This window comes from Staphylococcus sp. GDX8P54P, assembly GCF_017893165.1.
GTDB classification, from domain to species: domain Bacteria; phylum Bacillota; class Bacilli; order Staphylococcales; family Staphylococcaceae; genus Staphylococcus; species Staphylococcus borealis.
The window spans coordinates 93401-116175 of the sequence record NZ_JAESMM010000010.1; the positions used below are offsets into that span (position 1 = coordinate 93401).

At 36.2% G+C, this 22775-nt stretch carries 17 protein-coding genes; 16 read left to right on the forward strand and 1 reads right to left on the reverse strand.

All coding sequences use genetic code 11. The features are described from left to right. The first annotated feature begins 166 nt into the window (after positions 1 to 166). From KA909_RS04600 to KA909_RS04660, 13 genes are all read left to right on the forward strand, one after another. Entirely contained in the window at positions 167 to 898 is a 732-nt protein-coding gene (locus tag KA909_RS04600) for a phosphoadenylyl-sulfate reductase (RefSeq protein WP_193838886.1), read from the forward strand. Positions 899 to 1073: 175 nt separating this feature from the next. Next, positions 1074 to 2942, forward strand: a complete 1869-nt coding sequence (locus tag KA909_RS04605) for an assimilatory sulfite reductase (NADPH) flavoprotein subunit (RefSeq protein ID WP_193838887.1) — start codon at positions 1074 to 1076, stop codon at positions 2940 to 2942. An 18-nt stretch (positions 2943 to 2960) separates the two neighbouring features. Beyond that, on the forward strand, positions 2961 to 4682 hold the full coding sequence (gene cysI / locus KA909_RS04610) for an assimilatory sulfite reductase (NADPH) hemoprotein subunit (protein ID WP_193838888.1): 1722 nt from the start codon (positions 2961 to 2963) through the stop codon (positions 4680 to 4682). A gap of 35 nt (positions 4683 to 4717) precedes the next feature. Next, positions 4718 to 5482, forward strand: a complete 765-nt coding sequence (gene cobA, locus KA909_RS04615; protein ID WP_193838889.1) for a uroporphyrinogen-III C-methyltransferase — start codon at positions 4718 to 4720, stop codon at positions 5480 to 5482. Between the two features lie 50 nt (positions 5483 to 5532). Further along, a complete protein-coding gene (locus KA909_RS04620) occupies positions 5533 to 6144 on the forward strand; it encodes an NAD(P)-binding protein (protein WP_193838890.1) in 612 nt (203 codons plus the stop codon). Positions 6145 to 6164: 20 nt separating this feature from the next. After that, positions 6165 to 7040: a sulfite exporter TauE/SafE family protein gene (locus KA909_RS04625; protein WP_075109307.1), complete on the forward strand. Its 876-nt coding sequence runs from the start codon at positions 6165 to 6167 to the stop codon at positions 7038 to 7040. A gap of 45 nt (positions 7041 to 7085) precedes the next feature. After that, positions 7086 to 8264 carry a sulfate adenylyltransferase gene (gene sat / locus KA909_RS04630; RefSeq protein ID WP_107629191.1) on the forward strand — a complete coding sequence of 393 codons (1179 nt, stop codon included), beginning with the start codon at positions 7086 to 7088 and terminating at the stop codon, positions 8262 to 8264. Positions 8265 to 8279: 15 nt separating this feature from the next. Then, on the forward strand, positions 8280 to 8879 hold the full coding sequence (gene cysC, locus KA909_RS04635) for an adenylyl-sulfate kinase (RefSeq protein ID WP_193838891.1): 600 nt from the start codon (positions 8280 to 8282) through the stop codon (positions 8877 to 8879). A gap of 313 nt (positions 8880 to 9192) precedes the next feature. Further along, positions 9193 to 10563: a CitMHS family transporter gene (locus KA909_RS04640; protein WP_193838892.1), complete on the forward strand. Its 1371-nt coding sequence runs from the start codon at positions 9193 to 9195 to the stop codon at positions 10561 to 10563. 755 nt (positions 10564 to 11318) lie between these two features. Further along, positions 11319 to 12092 carry a CHAP domain-containing protein gene (locus tag KA909_RS04645; RefSeq protein ID WP_053028921.1) on the forward strand — a complete coding sequence of 258 codons (774 nt, stop codon included), beginning with the start codon at positions 11319 to 11321 and terminating at the stop codon, positions 12090 to 12092. A gap of 179 nt (positions 12093 to 12271) precedes the next feature. Beyond that, positions 12272 to 12526, forward strand: a complete 255-nt coding sequence (locus KA909_RS04650; protein WP_053028920.1) for a hypothetical protein — start codon at positions 12272 to 12274, stop codon at positions 12524 to 12526. Positions 12527 to 12751: 225 nt separating this feature from the next. Next, complete coding sequence (locus KA909_RS04655) at positions 12752 to 14044, forward strand: anaerobic C4-dicarboxylate transporter family protein (RefSeq protein ID WP_193838893.1); 1293 nt, start codon at positions 12752 to 12754, stop codon at positions 14042 to 14044. A 364-nt stretch (positions 14045 to 14408) separates the two neighbouring features. After that, positions 14409 to 16031, forward strand: coding sequence for a BCCT family transporter (locus tag KA909_RS04660; RefSeq protein WP_193838894.1), 1623 nt, complete (start codon positions 14409 to 14411; stop codon positions 16029 to 16031). Positions 16032 to 16079: 48 nt separating this feature from the next. On the opposite strand, the gene cudC is transcribed toward KA909_RS04660, so the two are convergent. Next, positions 16080 to 16634 (reverse strand): choline uptake/conversion transcriptional regulator CudC, encoded by a 555-nt coding sequence (gene cudC / locus KA909_RS04665; protein WP_070855231.1) that lies wholly within the window; start codon positions 16632 to 16634, stop codon positions 16080 to 16082. A gap of 262 nt (positions 16635 to 16896) precedes the next feature. Here cudC and betB point away from each other — a divergent pair, with 262 nt between their 5' ends. The 3 genes from betB to aryK all read left to right on the forward strand — a co-directional run bounded on the left by betB (position 16897) and on the right by aryK (position 22720). Next, a complete protein-coding gene (gene betB, locus KA909_RS04670; protein WP_053028916.1) occupies positions 16897 to 18387 on the forward strand; it encodes a betaine-aldehyde dehydrogenase in 1491 nt (496 codons plus the stop codon). Positions 18388 to 18526: 139 nt separating this feature from the next. Continuing rightward, positions 18527 to 20236: a choline dehydrogenase gene (betA, locus tag KA909_RS04675; RefSeq protein ID WP_210130035.1), complete on the forward strand. Its 1710-nt coding sequence runs from the start codon at positions 18527 to 18529 to the stop codon at positions 20234 to 20236. Positions 20237 to 20455: 219 nt separating this feature from the next. Next, positions 20456 to 22720, forward strand: a complete 2265-nt coding sequence (aryK, locus tag KA909_RS04680; protein ID WP_210129997.1) for a transcriptional regulator AryK — start codon at positions 20456 to 20458, stop codon at positions 22718 to 22720. Positions 22721 to 22775: the final 55 nt, after the last annotated feature.

A 22775-nucleotide genomic window follows, 5' to 3' on the forward strand; every position in this document is an offset into this window, starting at 1 on the left:
AACCGGTTGTCATAAAGTGTTTAAATTTTATTTAACACATTTTAATTTCTCTCCAGTACCTTGACTTTATAGCCGAAACTCGTTAAAGTAGTAACATATTATTCTGACAATTCTGATAGGTATTAGATTAATAAATTTGTGAAATTTTAGGGGGGACCATAAGTTTATGTCAGTACCGGCAATTACATATGAACATTTTGAGGGTGACCCTTTCATTGATACGATGTCTACTGATGACGCTACGAAAGGCGCGTATCAAATATTAGAATGGGCGTATCGCACATATGGTGATTCCATTGTTTATTCATGTAGTTTTGGAGCGGAAAGTATGGTGTTAATTGATTTAATTTATCAGATTAAGCCTGATGCACAAATTGTTTTTCTAGATACGGATTTACATTTTCAAGAAACGTATGACTTAATCGATAATGTGAAAGCACGTTTTCCAAAGCTTCGAATTGAAATGAAGAAGCCTGATTTAACCCTTGAGGAGCAAGCTGATAAGTATAATCCTGCATTGTGGAAGAATAATCCTAATCAATGTTGTTACATTAGAAAGATTAAACCTTTAGAAGAAGTGTTAGGTGGAGCTGTGGCTTGGGTTTCAGGTTTGAGACGCGAACAATCGCCAACACGTGCGCATACCAATTTCATTAATAAAGATGAGCGTTTCAAATCAGTTAAAGTGTGTCCATTAATTTATTGGACAGAAGATGAAGTTTGGGATTATATCAAGCAGCATGAGTTACCTTACAATGCATTACATGATCAACACTATCCTAGTATTGGTTGTATTCCATGTACGTCGCCTGTATTTGATTCGGATGATTCTAGGGCCGGACGATGGTCTAATTTTGATAAAACAGAATGTGGCTTGCATGTTGCTGATAAACCATAATGCGTATGGGTAAAATTTTTTAAACATAAAACATAGTATTCTGATATGTTTTATGTTTAAGGTGACAAAATATGCCTGGTAATAGTGTACAGATGGGCATATTTCTTACATAATAAAAGTAGTATAAAGCTATTATCAAATAATTGTTATTTTACGGAATAAGAGGTGGATGCAATTGAATTTAAGTGTTACAAATAGTCCTTTTACAGAAGGGCAAGCGGCACAAATTAATGAACTATTACAAACACTTACGCCTGAACAAAAAGTATGGTTAAGTGGATATTTAGTAGCTAACCAACAATTAACATCAAATGGAGCGATACCATCACAAACTGCTTCACAGTCAGCTAATCAAGACGGGTTGACGGAAGGTACAGAGGCGATGCTCCAACAAAATGAACCTGTGATTACACCAGAAAAAAGAGCAATCACACTCTTATATGGCTCAGAAACAGGTAATGCACAAGGTTTAGCTGAAATATTTGAAGAGCGACTATCAAATATCGGTCATAACGTGACATTGAAGGCAATGGATGATTTCAAACCTAAGCATCTTAAAAATGTTGAAGATTTATTCATTATTACGTCTACGCAAGGTGAAGGAGATCCGCCTGACAACGCAGCAGAATTACACGAGTTTATTCATGGTCGTAAGGCACCTAAGCTTGAAGGCGTGCGCTTCTCAGTGCTTGCTTTAGGTGACCAAACGTATGAATACTTCTGTCAAACAGGTCGCGACTTTGATAGAAAGTTAGATGAATTAGGGGCAGAACGTATTTATGATCGTGTTGATTGTGACGTAGATTATGAAGAAGACGCTGAAAAGTGGATGGCCAACGTTATCAATGCAATCGATACCGCACCGGAAGGCACTCAAAATGAACAAATTGTGAGTGAGTCTATTAAATCAGCGAAAGAGAAGAAATTCTCTAAAGCTAATCCGTATCAAGCAGAGGTCTTAGAAAACATTAATCTTAACGGCCAAGGGTCTAATAAAGAAACGCGTCATATTGAATTTCTATTAGATAACTTCGGTGAAGATTATGAAGTCGGTGACTGTTTAGTCGTGCTACCTCAAAACGATCCGGCATTAGTTGATCTACTAATAAGCACATTAGGTTGGGACCCGAATGATCAAGTTCAAATTTCGGATGAAGGTGACACACTAAGCTTGGAAGAAGCGCTAACGTCTCATTTTGAAATTACGAAGTTAACGAAACCGCTTCTAATCAATGCGGCAGCATTCTTCGAAAATGACGAACTTAAAGAAAAAGTCAATGATAATGAATGGGTTCAAAATTATATTGCAGGTCGTGACTTAATTGATTTATTAAATGACTTTGCGACAACAGAATTACAACCTGAAAATTTATATCAATTATTAAGAAAATTACCACCTAGAGAATATTCAATTTCAAGTAGCTACGAAGCGCTACCAGATGAAGTGCATATTACAGTTGGTGCTGTCAGATATAACGCGCATGGTCGTGACCGCTCAGGTGTATGTTCTGTTCAATTTGCTGAACGTATTCAACCAGGTGACACCGTACCCATTTACTTAAAACGTAATCCAAACTTTAAGTTCCCTAAAGAGGGCGATACACCAGTAATCATGATTGGTCCTGGTACAGGTGTTGCACCATTTAGAGCTTACATGCAAGAACGCGAAGAACATGGCTTTAAAGGTAATACGTGGTTATTCTTCGGAGACCAGCATTTCACTACAGATTTCTTATACCAAACAGAATGGCAAGAATGGTTGAAAGACGGTGTGCTAGGTAAGATGGATGTGGCCTTCTCACGTGATACAGATGAAAAAGTATATGTCCAACATCGTATTGCTGAACATAGTAAAGAATTTAATGAATGGCTTCAAAATGGTGCTTCAATTTACATTTGTGGTGATGAAAAACATATGGCGAAAGATGTACATGAAGCTATCCGTAGCGTTCTAGTGAAAGAACAACACTTATCTGAAGCGGATGCTGAAGCATATCTTAAACAAATGAAGAAAGACAAACGTTATCAACGCGATGTGTACTAATAGAAAGGGTGGTACTTAATGGCTAAGACAAATAAGCAAATGTCAGATGAACTGGATAAGAAGCTAGATGCTTTAGAATATTTAAAAGACGAAAGTAATTATTTGCGTGGGACAATTGAGCAAGGCTTAGCAGACCCACTTACTGGTGCCATTTCAGATGATGACACTAAACTATTGAAATTCCATGGTAGTTATCAACAAGATGATAGAGATTTACGCGATGAACGTCGTAAACAGAAGTTAGAACCAGCCTATAGCTTTATGATTCGTGTACGTCTACCTGGTGGGACTGCGACACCTGAACAATGGATTGCCATGGATGATATTTCAAACAACTACGCAAATCATACATTGAAATTAACGACACGTCAGACGTTCCAATTTCACGGCATTTTAAAAAGAAATTTAAAAACATCTATGAAGAAAATTAACGAATCAGTACTTGATACGATTGCGGCATGCGGGGACGTGAATCGTAATACAATGTGTAATCCTAATCCATATCAATCACATATTCATAAAGAAATTAACGATTATGCAACTCAAATCAGTGACCATCTATTACCTAAGACGAATGCCTATCATGAGATTTGGTTAGACGGCGAAAAAGTATTAGATTCTTCAGAAGAAATCGAACCAATGTATGGTAAGAAATATTTACCACGTAAATTTAAAATCGGTATCGCACTTCCGCCATCTAATGATATTGACGTGTATTCTCAAGATATCGGGCTTATCGGTATTGTTGAAGATGAAACACTTATCGGATTCAATGTCACAATTGGTGGCGGTATGGGTATGACGCACGGTAATACCGATACGTACCCACAAGTTGGTCGTTTAGCTGGCTTTGTTCCTAAAGATAAAGTCGTTGATGTTTGTGAGAAGATTTTAACCATTCAACGTGATTATGGTAATCGTGAAAACCGTAAGAACGCACGTTTCAAATATACAGTTGACCGCTTAGGCGTAGATAAGGTTGTCGAAGAATTGAATACGCGTTTAGGTTGGGACATTGAAGATGCGCGCGACTTTGAATTCGAGCACAATGGTGACCGTCTAGGTTGGATAGAAGGTGACGAAGGTGTTTGGAATTATACGTTATTCATTCAAAATGGACGTGTGAAAGATACAGAAGACTATCAATTAAAAACGGCATTGCGAAAAATTGCAGAAACACATACGGGCGACTTCAGATTATCTCCAAATCAAAATTTAATTATTGCGAATGTAACTCCTGAGAAAAAAGAAGAAATTCAAAATCTCATCGATCAATATGGTCTTACAGATGGTAAAAATTATACAGGATTAAGACGAAACTCTATGGCATGCGTTGCATTCCCAACATGCGGTTTAGCTATGGCTGAGTCAGAACGTTATTTACCATCATTAATTTCTAAGATTGAAGATTTATTAGATGAAGCGGGTGTGAACGATGAGGAAATCACAATCCGTATGACAGGTTGTCCAAATGGTTGTGCAAGACCAGCACTTGCAGAAATTGCATTTATTGGTAAAGCACCAGGTAAATATAATATGTATTTAGGCGGTGGCTTCAAAGGTGAACGCTTAAATAAATTGTATAAAGAGAATATTGGAGAACAAGAAATTCTTGAAAGTTTACGTCCAATTCTAATGGACTATGGTAAAGAACGTCTTGAAGGTGAACATTTCGGTGACTTTGTTATTCGCTCAGGTGTTGTAGCCAAAGTTCATGGCGGACAAGATTTCCATAGTTAAAGTTTGAGATAAGTTGTTTTAAACGGGGTGACAACATGGGGAAAGTTTATTTAGTAGGTGCAGGACCTGGCGATCCTGAGTTACTAACGATTAAAGGTATGAAAGCCATTCAAACGTCAGATGTCATTTTATATGATCGCTTAGTTAATAAAGATATTTTAGAATTAGCTAAACCTGGGACGAAGTTCTTCTATTGTGGTAAAGATCCAAATAAACATTCCTTGCCACAGGAAGAAACCAATCGTATGTTAGTCAATTTAGCGAAAAAAGGTCATGTTATCACTCGTTTAAAAGGTGGTGACCCATTCGTCTTTGGGCGTGGTGGTGAAGAAGCGGAAATCTTGGCACATCATCAAATTCCATTTGAAATCGTGCCAGGTATTACATCCGGTATTGCTGCACCGGCTTATGCAGGTATTCCTGTCACGCATAGAGATTATAGTTCGTCAGTAGCATTTGTAACGGCGGTGAATAAACCAGGTATGTCTAAAGATGATTATTGGGCACATTTAGCACATGGCCCAGAAACACTGTGTGTGTATATGGGCGTCAAACGCTTACCTGAAATTTGTCAATTACTCATAAATCATGGTAAATCCATAGACACACCTGTGGCGCTCGTACATTTAGGTACGACATCGTCTCAAAAGACCATCGCTGGTACATTAGGGAACATCGTAGAACGCGCTTCAGAAATTCAAAATCCAGCTATGATTATTATTGGAGATGTTGTCCAAATGCGACACAAAATCAGCTGGTTTAAAGAACAAACTTCAGATTTAGAAATGACATTACCTTAATTTTAATAAATAAAAAATGAAACATCATTAATGTTCAAGGAGGAAGCAATATGAGCAGTATGCCACTTATGATTGATTTACAAGATAAAAAGATTGTCATTGTTGGTGGTGGGAAAGTAGCAACGAGACGAGCAACATCTTTAGTAGAATACGGTGCCCATGTTCATATTGTTAGTCCTTCAATCACCACAGAATTACATACATTACTGCAACAACAACGTGTCACGTGGTCTGAAAAAGGTTTTGAACCACAAGATATACGTCATGCATATCTAGTCATTATTGCGACAGATCAACCAGAAGTAAATCAATACGTTAAAGATAGTTTGCCAGAGGGTACGCTATTAAATCATGCGGCTGATGCTTCTGCTGGTGATGTGACGTTTCCTAGTGTGCTGAAACGTGGCAAGTTAACCATTAGTGTATCGACTGATGGTGCAAGTCCTAAATTAGGACGACAAATTATATCGACATTGCAAGATACTTATGATGAACGATATGAAAACTATATCGATTTTTTATATGAAAGTAGACAACGTATTAAAGCGTCAACGATAGAGCCATCTAGAAAGCAAGCATTATTACAACATGTATTGTCTGAGGACTATTTGGATGAGGAGAAACAAATTGAATTCATGCGATGGCTTCAATCACAAGTTTAATGTCAGGGGGCATGTGATATATGAGGAAATTATTTATATTTGCATTAGCTGGTTTTTTAGCCCAACTTGTTGATGGATCACTAGGAATGGGATTCGGTGCCTCATCATCTTCCATATTATTAACTTATGGTATTGCACCAGCAATTGTATCGGCGACGGTGCACTTTTCAGAAATAGCGACGACTGCTGCATCTGGAACATCACATTGGAAATTTGAGAATGTGCATAAGCCAACGATGTTAAAGTTAGCAATTCCAGGTGCCATCAGTGGCTTTATTGGTGCGGGTCTACTGACTCAAATACATGGAAATTATATTAAACCATATATCGCATTGTTCTTACTTTCAATGGGGTTATATATTTTGTATCAATTTTTATTTAAAAGAAACAAAGAAATCCATACGCATGTTGGTAAGTTAAGTAGCTTTAAGCTAGTACCTCAAGGTGCCATCGCTGGATTCTTAGATGCAATTGGTGGCGGCGGTTGGGGACCTGTTAATACACCTTTGTTATTAGCGAGTCACAAGATACAACCACGGTATGCGATTGGTACAGTATCCGCGAGTGAGTTTTTTGTAACATTATCAACGTCATTAAGTTTCATCATCTTCTTAGGTATTACACAAATTAATTGGTGGTTTGTGGTTGCATTAAGTGTTGGTGGCATGGTGGCAGCACCTATTTCAGCTTACTTAACTAAGATATTACCTATTAATATTTTAGCCATTTGTGTGGGTGGATTAATCATCTTCACCAATAGCAACGCATTAATGACGTATTTTGTACATGATGACACAATTACAAATGTTGTAAGATTCGCAATTATTTGTGCGATTGTGATACTTGTTATTATCACTGTCATTCGCAACAAAAAATTGTCTTTTTCTTATAAATAAAACCGAGTAAACTAATCTAATTAATTGGAAAAGGGGTTATCAATAATGGCAACACATGAACAGATTATTAATTATACGATTAAACCACATGGTGGCGAGTTAATTAACCGTGTAGTAGAAGGCGAAGAAAGAGCTCATCTTCTTGAAGCAGCACAATCTTATAAAGTGATTACGTTGAATCCTTGGTCAATTTCTGACTTAGAATTAATCGGCATTGGTGGTTTTAGTCCATTAACAGGATTTATGGGCGAAGCGGATTATACTAAAGTAGTTGAAACGACACATCTTGAAAATGGATTAGTGTGGAGTATTCCGATTACATTACCTGTTACTGAAGAAGAAGCGGATAAATTAGCTATTGGCGATGACATCGCTTTATATGGCGAAGATGGCGAATTATATGGCACATTGAAATTAGAAGAAAAATATACGTATGATAAGACTAAAGAAGCGCAAAATGTCTACGGTACAACAGATGACGCCCATCCAGGTGTTAAAAAAGTGTATGACAAAGGCAATGTGTATCTAGCAGGTCCAATTCAATTAATCAATCGACCTAAACATGATGAATTCTCTGATTTCCATTTAGATCCAGCAGAAACGCGTCAATTATTCCATGATTTAGGATGGAAGACTGTCGTAGGTTTCCAAACAAGAAATCCTGTTCATCGTGCACATGAATATATCCAAAAATCTGCATTAGAAATTGTAGATGGTCTGTTACTTAACCCATTAGTGGGAGAAACGAAAGCAGACGATATTCCAGCAGATGTTCGTATGGAAAGTTATCAAGCTATCTTAAAGAACTATTTCCCTCAAGATAGAGCGCGTTTAGTCATTTATCCAGCAGCAATGCGTTACGCTGGACCACGTGAAGCGATTCTACATGCGACCGTACGTAAGAACTATGGTTGCACACACTTCATTGTAGGGCGTGACCATGCAGGTGTAGGCGATTATTACGGCACATATGAAGCGCAAGAATTAATTTCTCAGTTTGAAGATGAATTAGATATTCAAATATTGAAATTTGAGCATGCCTTTTATTGTGAAAAATGCGGCAACATGGCTACAGCTAAAACTTGCCCACACGACGCATCAGAACATGTTCACTTAAGTGGTACGAAAGTAAGAGAAAAATTAAGAAACGGTGAATCATTACCTACTAAATTCTCTAGACCTGAAGTAGCGGAAGTCTTAATTAAAGGTTTAAAACAAAATTAATTCGGAGGGGTTAACATGAGTCAATCAACGAATATTACATGGCACGATTCTGAAGTTACCAAGTCAGATAGACAACAACAAAATGGTCATAAAAGTGTAGTGATATGGTTTACAGGATTATCAGGCTCTGGGAAATCAACCGTATCCGTTGCACTTGAAAAAGCATTGTTCCAATTAGGGAAGCATTCCTATCGCTTAGACGGAGATAACGTCCGTCACGGTTTAAATAACAATTTAGGCTTTAGTCCAGAAGATCGAAAGGAAAATATTCGACGTATCGGTGAAGTGAGTAAATTGCTTGTAGATGCAGGTACAATTGCTATTACAGCTTTTATCTCGCCGTATAGAGCCGACCGTGATGACGTTCGTGCGATTTTAGAGGATGGCGAATTCATTGAAGTATATACAGCGTGCAGCGTTGAAGCATGTGAGCAACGTGACCCTAAAGGCCTTTATAAAAAGGCGCGCGCTGGCGAAATCAAAGAATTTACAGGTATTAGTGCACCATATGAAGCACCACATCAACCAGAAATTACAATTGATACTGAACATCAAAGTGTAGACGCATCAGTTAATACGATTATTGAATACTTGAAAGAAAAGCAATATATTTAATGAAAGCAAGCGTATGAGTCTGGAATATAATGATGATATTTTGGAAATTTGCAGTAGTTGACTGAACTGAGAATACGCTTAAATCATGCCTTTCTCAGTTCTAGTCATCCTTGTGGGCGAGCCTTAGCAAAGAGAATTTCACAAAGACATGATACAAGCAAATCAAACTGGGAGTGGACGACGAATTTAAAAAATTCTGTTCCACTCCCGTTTTTTGACCTATCTCTTTAAATAAAAGACTGATTTTTGGTAAAATTATGAAAACGTTTTCTTTAAAGTGGGAAACGTATTATAAAAATAAGGGGGATTTCACATGCAAGGGGATAGTGTGTGGTTAACAATAATGGGAATATTGATTATTGGCTCAATAGTTGGACTGTTAATCGCTAAAAAGATTAGTCCAGTTGTTGGTATGATATTAATTCCTAGTATTGGCGCTTTACTATTAGGCTACGGTGTTAAAGATTTGGTTAAATTCTTTAATAGTGGTTTAGAATCTGTAATGAGCGTCGTCATCATGTTTATTTTCGCAATTATATTCTTTGGTATTATGACAGACAGTGGGCTCTTTAAGCCTATTGTTAAAAGACTGATACTTATGACACGTGGTAATGTCGTTATTGTCTGCATTGTAACAGCGTTGATTGGTATGTTTGCACAATTAGATGGTGCAGGTGCTGTGACGTTCTTATTATCAATACCTGCATTATTACCATTATATAAAGCGTTAAATATGAATAAATACTTATTAATTCTATTGCTTGCAATTAGTGCTGCAATTATGAATATGGTGCCTTGGGGTGGTCCAATGGCGCGTGTTGCTTCTGTACTCAAAGTGAAAAGTGTCAACGAATTATGGTACGGCATCATTCCGGTACAATTAATTGGTTTCGTGTTAGTTCTTATCTTTGCAACATACTTAGGATTTAGAGAAAAGAAGCGAATTAAAAAAGCAATTGAAAAAGGTGACTTACAACCTACATTAGACATAGACATTCATCGTTTAGTAAAAAACTATGAACGTGATCAAGACATTAAGTTTCCGGTAAGAGGTCGAGCATTGAAACATGGTTGGGTTATTTGGGCCAACGTGCTTTTAACGGTTATCGTTCTTGTCATGATGTTAGCTAATATTGCGCCACCTGAATTTGCATTTATGATTGGCGTTGCACTTGCGTTAGTGATTAACTTCCCTAATGTCGATGAACAAATGAATCGGTTAAAGGCGCATGCACCAAATGCATTGATGATGGCTGCAGTAATCATTGCAGCTGGTATGTTTTTAGGTGTTTTGGAAGAAACAGGGATGTTAAAAGCCATTGCATTAAGTTTCATTAAGATTATTCCTGATGCTGTAGGACCTTACTTACATATTATTGTTGGTTTCTTTGGTGTGCCACTTGATTTACTTACAAGTACAGACGCTTATTATTTTGCATTACTTCCTATAGTAGAACAAACAGCAAGTCAATTTGGTATTAATCCAGTTTCGACTGCGTATTCAATGGTTATTGGTAATATTGTCGGAACGTTTGTAAGTCCATTCTCTCCAGCCCTGTGGTTAGCGATTGGTTTGGCTGAAGCCAATATGGGCACATACATCAAATATGCCTTCTTCTGGATTTGGGGCTTTGCGATTGTGTTATTGGCTATAGCAGTTTTAATCGGTACAGTTACCATTTAATGCTAGGTATGTGCAAAATGGTATTGTTGAGATATAAATAGAAATTTTGAAAATGGATAATTAAAATACGCATCCCCTTGTAAGTTGACTAATGAACATCTTATAAGGGGATTGTTATAAACGTTAGTATTTGGAAGCATTACAAATTTTAAAAATATATCGCGGTATGGCTCTCTTTTACAGTGAGTCTGGGACATAAATAATATAATAATGCTATTTAGCAAATTAGCAGTAGTTGACTGAACTGAGAAGGCGCTTAAATCAAGCTTTTCTCAGTTCTAGTCACCTTTGCAAGGGTGGGACGACGAATTTAAAAGAATTCTGTCCCACTCCCTGTTCTAATGCTTATGATTACATATCATCCACTCTAAAATGGCTTCCCGCTATTATGAGAAAACGCTTTATACTTCCCACTTTTCATGAAATAAAACATGTCTAAAATAATCAGATAAATTACAAAGCGTGTGAATACACTGTTGATTAACGTGCTATAAGTCTTGGTATAGGCGCGTTTTACAAGTTGTAATATAAGTCTATGTTTATTACATACGAAGTAAAATTATTATGATTCATTTACAAAGCCTTAACATTCCACACAAACCCTTGTGTGTCTGTTAGAGTATGTCTTGTCGTTAATTAACGAAGAAAAAATTACTTAAAAACATTTTGAATTGAATGATTTAAAATTTCTAATATGTCAATTGCAGGTAGCCACGAGATAAAAAGCTTTAAACATTCTAGGAGGATATTTAATTATGAAAAAGATCGCTACAGCTACAATCGCAACAGCAGGTATTGCAACATTTGGATTAGCACATCAGGATGCAGACGCAGCGGAAAATAATAATGGATATAACCCTAATGACCCATATTCATACAGTTACACATACACAATTGACCAACAAGGTAATTATCATTATCAATGGCAAGGTAACTGGAGCCCAGCTCAAGCGCAACAAAGTGGTCAACAATACACTGGCAACCAAGCAGTAAACAATACACAATCATACAATAACTACAATTACAACTACAATAACAATCAATCTAGCCAAAATACACAATCTTACACAGCAAACAATAATGCTGGTGGCGGTTTAGGTGCTAACTATTCAACTTCAGATCGCAACGTTAAAGTAACAACTCAAAACGCACCAACTACTCAATCAACAAGCTCAAGTAGTGCAGCATTATCAGGTAAATCAAGTGGCGGTGCAAACTTATACACTGCTGGTCAATGTACGTATTATGTATATGACAAAGTAGGCGGTAAAATTGGTAGCACTTGGGGTAACGCAAATAACTGGGCAACTGCAGCTGCTGCAGATGGCTATACAGTTAACAACACACCTAAAGCAGGTGCAGTAATGCAAACATCTCAAGGTGCATACGGTCACGTTGCATATGTTGAAAGTGTTAATGCTGACGGTTCAGTTAAAGTTTCAGAAATGAACTATAACGGTGGACCTGGTGTAGTATCATCACGTACAATCTCAGCTAGCCAAGCTGGTTCATATAACTACATTTCATAATTTGAAATCATTTTAACCACGATGCCTAATCTAACGGCGTCGTGGTTTTTTTCTTTTTGGAAAAAGGCATGTCAAGATAGCGCATCGTGTGATTGAAGCGGAGGTATAACGGGAAACATAATAATAAGTGGAATTAATATTAGATTGTATATGTAAATCGTAAAGGAGGGTGACTAAAGATGACGTTTGATGTAATAAAATGGATTATATTAGCATTAATTATCATCGTAACGATTGCGGTGATATGTGGCCTTATTTGGGGATCATTACTAGAAGAACGTGCGTATGATAAGCGTTCAAAAAAAGAAAAGCGTAAAGAAACTGAGAAAAATGTAGAAATGGCTAAAGGTCATACTGAAGATAAAGAAATCGAGGGTGATTACGAAGCGGCCCCAATTAAAAAAGGAACACTCAAAGATGACCATCCAAAATAATGGATAATATCGACCTTGAAAGATGCTAGAAGAAGCATACTTTCAAGGTTTTTTAGAGTGGGATAATATTTAATTGGAATGGGTATGTCAGAATGTAAGTTCACATTTTATTTACATTTAATATTTTAAATTATCTACAATTCTATACTTTTGACATCTTCAAGTGATAAACTATTTATGTTAAAAAAATCACAATAATTTTCAGAAAAGTTAGGAGCTTTCATCATGCTACTGTTTGTAGTAGAAATCATCATAATGATACTAGCTATATTATTAGGGCTTCGTGCGGCTGGTGCATTAGGGTGTGGTATCTTCGCCATTGTGGCACAACTCATAATGATCTTTGGCTTTCAATTGCCCCCAGGTTCAGCGCCTGTTACTGCAGTATTAATTATTTTATCCATTGGTATCGCTGGTGGTACCTTGCAAGCTACAGGAGGCATTGACTATTTAGTCTTTCTCGCTTCCAAAGTGATCGAACGCTTTCCAAGATCAATAATTTTTATAGCGCCAATGATTGTCTTTTTATTTGTGTTTGGCGTAGGTACAGCAAATATTGCGTTATCCTTAGAACCTATTATTGCCAAAACTGCGGTTAAGGCTAATATACAACCTAAGCGACCGCTTACTGCTTCTGTATTGACTGCTAATTTAGCTTTATTATGTAGTCCAGCAGCATCAGCAACAGCCTACATTATTTCGGTAATGGCAGGTTATCATATATCGATGGGACAATATTTAAGTATTGTATTACCTACAGCGATTATTACAATGCTAATGTTAAGTGTCTTTTGTACGTTTGTCGGTCGAAAGACATCAGTTACGCCGAGTGAAATGGCGCATACACCTGAAGTATCTGTTAAACAATCATTTTCAACTAAAACTAAATTAGGTGTAGTTAGCTTCTTACTGTGTGTGGCAGCAATATTAACATTTGGTATCTTTCCAAATTTAATGCCAGCCTTTAACGTCGATGGCGAACAAGTTAACGTAACAATGACAGAAATTGTACAGTTCTTTATGTATTTGAGTGTTGCTATTAATCTATTAATGATGAAGATTAATACGAGTGATATCTTGTCTTCCCATATTGCACAATCCGCTATTGGTGCACTCTTTGCAGTACTCGGACCTGGCTGGTTAGGTGCAACTGTATTTAACGCACCTCAAAACTTAAAAATCATTCAAGACGATATCGGACAAACCATCCAATCTATACCTTGGTTAGTCATTGTCTTAGTTGCTGTAGTGGCGATGATCGTCATCTCTCAAACTGCAACCGCATCGATTATGGTGCCAATTGTTATGAGTATGGGCGTTCCACCAATGTACTTTATTGCAATGGTACAAACGCTTAACGTCAACTTCGTTATTCCGGCACAACCAACGTTATTATTTGCGGTTAATTTAGATGAGACTGGACGTACACGAGCGACAAGTTTCATTATTCCAGGCTTCTTTGCGATTGGCGTATCAATTATAGTTGGATTCTTAATAAAATCGATATTAGGATTTTAGATATAGAGACTACAAATTTTAGGGCGACATGCTCGATGATTTGTAGTCTTTTTTAGGAGTAAAATGAGAAATTTAAAAAAATGCTAAATAAATATAAATTCATTATGAGGGTATGATTATGCAAAAATAATACAAAATAAAATTTGTTAAATACGTTAAGTTTAAATTTAACACTGTTGTTATAGCAATTTCTAAAGCTTTAAAATATGTCTGAAATATATATTTATTCAATAAACTGAAAAGTATAATTTGAATGTAATTTGCATTTTTATTTAATTTTAGATATCGTCAATATGTGAATAAACCGTGACAAGAAAGTGGTTTTTAATTTTTATCGAAACAACTATTTTGAGGAGGAACATAATTGAAACGAGAAAAAATTATGGATTGGCCGACTTTTATAGGGACGGTAGTCGTATTACTTGTGGCTGTTACACCGATGATGATTTTTCCGGAAGCCAGTGAAAAAGTAATTACTGATATCAACAGTGCGATATCCAATTCAATTGGATCAGTGTATTTATTTATGGGATTAGCCATTTTATTCTTTGTATTATATATTGCGTTCGGACGCTACGGCAATGTGACGCTTGGAAAAGCAACGGATAGACCTGAATTTAATAACTTCAGTTGGGCGTCTATGTTATTCTGTGCAGGTATTGGATCAGACATATTATATTGGGGTGTCATTGAGTGGGCGTTCTATTATCAAGTACCACCAAATGGTGCAAAAGCGATGTCAGATGAAGCACTTACATATGCCACGCAATATGGTATGTTCCATTGGGGACCAATCGCATGGGCGATTTATGTCTTACCAGCACTACCTATTGGTTATTTAGTATTCGTTAAGAAACAACCTATTTACAAAATTAGTCAAGCATGTCGTCCAGTTCTTAAAGGACAAACAGATAAATTTTTAGGTAAATTAGTAGATATATTATTCATTTTCGGACTACTTGGCGGGGCTGCAACATCACTTGCCCTCGGTGTTCCTATGATTTCTGCAGGTATTGAGAAATTGACAGGTATCGATGGCGAAAATATGGTTGTACGTTCAATTATCTTATTGACAATCACAGTTGTGTTTGCAGTAAGTTCTTATTCTGGTCTGAAAAAGGGAATTCAAAAATTAAGCGATGTTAACGTATGGTTATCATTCTTATTACTAGGATTTGTGTTTGTCGTGGGTCCTACCATTTTCATAATGGAAACGACAATTACAAGTTTTGGTAATATGCTAAGAGACTTCTTCCATATGGCTACTTGGATGGAACCTTTCGGTGGAATTGAAGGACGCAAAGAAACTAACTTCCCACAAGATTGGACGATATTCTATTGGTCATGGTGGTTAGTATATGCACCATTTATCGGTCTGTTTATAGCGCGTATTTCAAAAGGACGACGTCTTAAAGAAGTTATTTTAGGTACAATTATTTATGGTACATTAGGTTGCCTATTGTTCTTTGGTATCTTTGGTAACTATGCAGTGTACTTACAGATTACAGGCGAATTTAATGTGATTAACTTTTTAAATACGCATGGTACTGAAGCGACGATTATTCAAGTAATGCATCAATTGCCATTCTCAACATTGATTGTTGTATTATTCTTGATTTCTGCCTTCTTATTCTTAGCAACAACATTTGATTCAGGTTCATATATTTTAGCTGCTGCATCACAGAAAAAAGTTGTTGGCGAACCATTAAAAGCCAATCGTCTATTTTGGGCATTTGCGTTATGTTTATTACCTTTCTCACTGATGTTAGTTGGGGGAGAACGTGCACTTGAGGTATTAAAAACTGCATCTATCTTAGCGAGTGTGCCATTAATTGTGATATTTATCTTTATGATGATTTCATTTATTATTACGCTCAATAGAGACCGGATTAAACTGGAAACAAGGGCAGATAAGCATAAAGAAATTGAACGACGTTCATTACGTATTGTTCAAGTTAAAGAAGAACCACATGATGATAACTTATAAATAATAAAAAGCTAGAAGATTTTCGANNTCGAAAATCTTCTAGCTTTTTTAAATATCTTCTTTTTCTGGAATTGGGTAATGTTCGAAGATTTGGCCACTTTCAATCGCGTTACTTAAGTTTTCAAGCCATTTACAATATTGCTTTGTATGATCCAATTGTGCTTGGATTTTATCAACTTCTGCTTTAGATGCTTCGTCTAAGTCAGCGTTTTTTAATGTTTCATCTAACAATAATTGCGCTTTTTCAACGGCTTCTAAGTTCGTGTCAACTTCACGTTCCCATTTTTGTGTAAAGAAGTTTCGGAAAAAATGGAAGAAGTTCTTCTCTGCAATGAAGTGTTGCTTTCTGCTGCCACGAGTGAATTGCTGTTTCACAATATCAAATTCTTGTAGTTTCTTGACACCAGCACTCATGCTCGGCTTGCTCATTTGCAAATGTTCACGCATCTCATCAAGCGTCATACTGCCTTCAAAGACCATTGTGCCATATAGATTACCGACGCTACGGTTTGTACCATACAAATCCATTGTTTCACCGATTGAATTGATAACAAGATCTTTTGCTTCTTCAATTTTTTGGTCATAATTCGTTGAACGTGCCATGGTGCACCTCCATTGTTACTTATTAGTTTTTTAAAGAGAAATAAACGAAGACGTTCATTTTTCAATTCTAAATCATTATAAAGTGTTTGGTGAAAAGTTTCAAAATCGCATATTTATTATTAGCACTTTTGACACTGTATTTTCAAGTCTATCTCAAAAGTTGTGTCGTTTTATATCGTTTGCAAGGCTATGAAAAGTATGATAATCTAGTTCTGTAAAATTCGTTAAATAAAAATTTAACAAACTTAACGGAGGTCGTTTGATGGAACTTGTAGAGAAATTGTCTAACCGTCAGTATATCGATGGTGAATGGGTAGAAAGTTCAAATAAAAATACAAGAGATATTATTAATCCTTATAACCAAGAAGTTATCTTTACGGTTGCAGAAGGTACTGCTGAAGATGCAGAAAGAGCAATACTTGCAGCACGTCGCGCATTTGAAGATGCCGAGTGGTCATTAGAAACAAGTGAAGTCAGAGGTAAAAAAGTAAGAGCGATTGCAGATAAAATTACAGAGCATCGTGATGAATTAGCTAAATTAGAAACATTAGATACTGGTAAAACATTAGGAGAATCATATGCAGATATGGATGACATCGCCAATGTATTTACTTATTTCGCTGGATTAGCAGATAAAGATGGTGGCGAAATCATCAATTCACCAATTCCAAATACTGAAAGTAAGGTCGTTAAGGAACCTGTTGGTGTCGTAACACAAATCACACCTTGGAATTATCCATTACTTCAAGCTTCATGGAAGATTGCGCCAGCATTAGCAACAGGATGCTCACTTGTTATGAAGCCAAGTGAAATCACACCGTTAACTACAATTCGTGTATTCGAATTGATGGAAGAAGTTGGCTTCCCTAAAGGTGTTATCAACTTAGTATTAAGTAGTGGTGAAGAAATCGGAGATACACTATCAGGTCATGAAGAAGTAGATTTAGTTTCATTCACAGGCGGCATTGAAACAGGTAAACATATCATGAAGAATGCTGCTAATCATGTTACTAACATTGCATTAGAACTTGGTGGTAAGAATCCTAATATTATTTTTGATGATGCTGACTTTGAAGTTGCAGTGGATCAAGCCTTGAATGGTGGTTACTTCCACGCAGGTCAAGTATGTTCAGCAGGGTCACGTATTTTAGTACACAACAATATTAAAGACGACTTTGAGAAGGCGTTAATTGATCGTGTAGGTAAAATCAAACTTGGTAATGGTTTTGATGATGATACTGAAATGGGACCTGTAATTTCTACAGAACACCGCAGTAAGATTGAAAACTACATGGAAATTGCAAAAGAAGACGGCGCTACAATCGCAATTGGCGGTAAACGCCCAGAACGAGAAGATTTACAAGCTGGCTTGTTCTTTGAACCAACAGTAATCACTGATTGTGATACGTCAATGCGTATCGTTCAAGAAGAAGTATTTGGTCCAGTTGTGACTGTTGAAGGCTTTGATAGTGAAGAAGAAGCAATTAAATTAGCTAATGACTCTATTTATGGTTTAGCAGGTGCAGTCTTCACTAAAGATATCGGTAAAGCACAACGTGTAGCCAATAAATTAAAACTTGGTACAGTTTGGATCAATGATTTCCATCCATACTTCGCACAAGCACCATGGGGTGGTTACAAACAATCAGGTATTGGACGTGAACTAGGTAAAGAAGGATTAGAAGAATATTTAACTAGTAAACACATTTTAACGAATACAAATCCTGAGCCAGTTAACTTCTTTAGCAAATAACAAATCCATGCAAGAGCGATAGAGTCGTAATATAAATCAACTATACGACTCTATTTATTTGAGTTATAAAGTTGTACGTATCGAACTTAAAAGCATGAAATATAAAGACATCATAATCAATTTAAGGGAGGACGAATTTATAATGAGTAAAAAGAAATCATATGATTACGTCATTATTGGTGGCGGTAGTGCCGGTTCAGTATTAGGTAATCGTTTAACAGAAGATAAAGATAAAGATGTATTAGTATTAGAGGCAGGACGTAGTGACTATCCTTGGGATTTATTCATTCAAATGCCAGCAGCGTTAATGTTCCCATCAGGTAATCGTTTCTACGATTGGATTTATCAAACAGAAGAAGAACCACATATGGGACGTAAAGTAGACCATGCACGTGGTAAAGTTCTTGGTGGCTCTAGTTCAATAAACGGTATGATTTACCAAAGAGGTAACCCAATGGACTATGAAGGTTGGGCTGAACCAGAAGGTATGGAATCATGGGACTATGCACATTGCTTACCATACTTTAAACGTCTAGAGAAAACATACGGTGCTACACCATTTGACCAATTTAGAGGTCATCACGGTCCAATTAAATTGAAACGTGGTCCAGCAACTAATCCATTATTTAAATCATTCTTTGATGCAGGGGTAGAAGCAGGATACCACAAAACAAAAGACGTTAACGGTTATAGACAAGAAGGATTTGGACCTTTCGATAGCCAAGTGCATAACGGACGTCGTGTATCAGCATCAAGAGCCTACTTACACCCAGCAATGAAACGTAAAAATTTAACTGTTAAAACACGTGCATTTGTCACTAAAATCCATTTCGATGGTAACAAAGCAACAGGTGTAACATTTAAACGTAATGGTAGATACCATACGGTTGATGCAGGTGAAGTTATATTATCTGGTGGTGCGTTCAACACACCTCAATTATTACAATTATCAGGTATTGGTGACGCAGAATTCTTGAAATCTAAAGGAATCGAACCACGTATGCATTTACCAGGTGTCGGAGAAAACTTCGAAGACCACTTAGAAGTATATATTCAACATGAATGTAAAGAACCAGTATCATTACAACCAATCTTAGATGTTAAACGTATGCCATGGATTGGTTTACAATGGATATTTGCACGTAAAGGTGCTGCAGCATCAAACCACTTTGAAGGTGGTGCTTTCGTAAGATCTAACAACCAAGTTGCTTATCCAAACTTAATGTTCCACTTCTTACCGATTGCTGTAAGATATGATGGACAAAAAGCACCTGTAGCACATGGTTATCAAGTGCACGTAGGACCAATGTATTCAAACTCACGTGGTAGCTTAAAAATTAAATCAAAAGACCCATTTGAAAAACCAAGTATTGTCTTTAATTACCTTTCAACAAAAGAAGACGAACAAGAGTGGGTTGAAGCAATTCGAGTAGCTAGAAATATCTTAGCGCAAAAAGCAATGGATCCATTCAATGGCGGTGAAATTTCACCAGGACCATCCGTACAAACAGATGAAGAAATCTTAGATTGGGTACGTAAAGATGGTGAAACAGCATTGCATCCATCATGTAGTGCTAAAATGGGACCTGCATCAGATCCAATGTCAGTTGTAGACCCATTAACTATGAAAGTTCATGGTATGGAAAATTTACGTGTTGTTGATGCATCAGCAATGCCTCGTACAACAAATGGTAATATTCATGCACCTGTATTAATGCTTGCTGAAAAAGCAGCAGATATCATCCGTGGTAGAAAACCATTAGAACCACAATATGTTGATTATTACAAACATGGTGTGAGTGATGAGAACGCTGGTGCAATGGAATTTGATCCATATTATCAACATTAATTGTAAAACAGTAAATTAATACTAAAAAAACGAGAAAAAGAAGATAACTTAGGGAGCGGGACGATGAATTCAAAATGAATTCTGTTCCGCTCCCAATTTGCTTTTTAATACCTTATTTAATCCGTTCGGTATCGCATCTCATGTTTTCAATCTTCATAGCTATTGAATTTTGATATGATAGTTAAGAAGAAGTGGTTTAGAAGGGTGGATGAAGACCTCTTGAATACAAATTATGAAATCACGTTCGACACGAAAAAAGAAGATGTCGCTTCTGATTACTTATCATTGAACTTAATATTAAAAGGCAATGTTACTTGTCAAAGTGAGAATCAAAATAGACAATATCACGTTGGCGATTTAATTTTAATTAATAGCTATCAAAATTTTTTGATTCTAGATGATACAGATGTTAGCTATATGTCACTCCGACTGTCAAATAAGTATTTCTCTCATTATATTGAAGATAAGAATATTTATTTTCACTTTGAAGAGGTATCTCAGAAAATACATAATGACATTAAAACGTTATTGGCTAAAATAGGCATTACCTATTTAAGAAAAGGAAAGTTTCATCAACTGCATATGGATCAAATGATGATTCAATTAATCGAGATGCTAGTGAAATTTATTCCGTATCAGTCAAGACAAGAAATGATACATGAGCAAAATAAAGATGACGTTTTTGCTAGTCTTGCCTCAGAATTTATTAATCAACATTACATGGAACATATCGGTTTAGATGATTTAGCAGACTATATCAATTTATCTAGTTCATATACGTCACGTTTATTTACAAAGAAATTAGGAACGTCGTTTAATAGTTATCTTAATAAAGTTAGAACGAGAAATGCTGAACATGATTTAAAATACACTGATATTTCAATTACCGATGTTGCTTTGGGAAATGGATTCTCCAATTCGACATCTTTAGCTAAAAACTTTAAATTATGGTATCACATGACACCAAGTGACTATCGTAAGCAATATCATGTTGAAGATAGCCACCAATCGGATAACAAACCAATGAATAAGCAAAGTATCAGACGGTATATTCAATATTTATCGTCGTTTGTGAATAATCAAATGGATGTCGTCATTCAATCAGCAGAACCTCAAAAGGATATTGACATCCAGTTAGATGACAGTCTTGGGCACTTAAATAAATATAACCATATCGTTCAAATAGGGAGTATTGTTAATTTGCGGGTACATCGCTATAGAGAACAGTTATTAGAAGTGAAAGATAGAATTGGATTAGATACGGTTCTTGTACAAGATTTAGTTAACGATAACGCTTGGAGAGAGCATGTTGTCGCATCAGATGAAATTATTCCGCATAGCCATCAATATATGACGTTAGATGAATGTTTATTATTCCTAATGAATCATCAAATACATTTGAGTATTCGTCTGAGACCGCCACGTAGCGCTTCAGCATTTCAATCGTATTGTGCACATTGGATAGAGATTCTTAAACATTTTATAAATATGACCACACGCAGTAGTAGCATGCAACTATCAGTGATTATAGATGCCATTGCGTTGAAACAATATGTACAATTATATGATGTATTTAAACATTATATTTCTAACGTGAAATTTATTGTGCATGACCAAGACGTCAGTGATAATAAGAATAATTTGAAACAATTATTTAAAGATCACGCTGAAAAGGTGCATATGTTAGCGATTGAAGCCAATCAGAATGACGTCGTTAATTTAGAAGTGTCTGAAGATATACAGTATCAATATGCGAAAAATCATATTAACGAGACAGTAGAAGCCTTACTCGAATGGCTTCCAGCCAATCATAAAGCCATTCCACTTATGTTGCTGAATTGGAATACTTTAACCGGCAATTCTAATTTGACAAATGGCGAGTATTTTAGAGCAGGTATTATATTTAAACAGTTATTAGATATCAATGAGAAAGTGTGTACAGTAGGCTATTGGTTAAACTACGAATTACATCAAAAGTACGGTGTCATGAATGAACATCGTCTAATGGGAATTGATTTATATCATCAATTTGATGGCAAGCGACCTGCATTCTTTACAAGTAATTTCTTTAGAATGTTGCAATCTCATGTGAGATTCCGCAATGAGGAATGTATGGTTGTGGGGGATGATACGCATCTTCAAATCGTTGTGTGGGATGCAGATCATTATAATCCATATTACACAATTTCAGAACAGCCTAATGTAATGGAGAAACGGAACTTTAAACTTGAAATTAAAGACCTTCAAAGTGGTCTATATAAAGTTAAACACTATACGTTAGATAAAGAGAATGGCGCGTTATATCGTGTATGGCAACAACATAATACAACGTATGGTATGGACCAAGAAACGATTGATTACGTGAACCGTATTTCATACCCTAGATTAGATATTTCAGAAGTAGAAGTAGCGCAAACACTAACGTATCATTTAAAAGTAATGACGAACTCCATCCATATCATAGAAATAAATAAATACGTATAATTAGGAGAATGACAAAAATGTATCATTAATTTTTGTCATTCTCCTTTTTAAATTA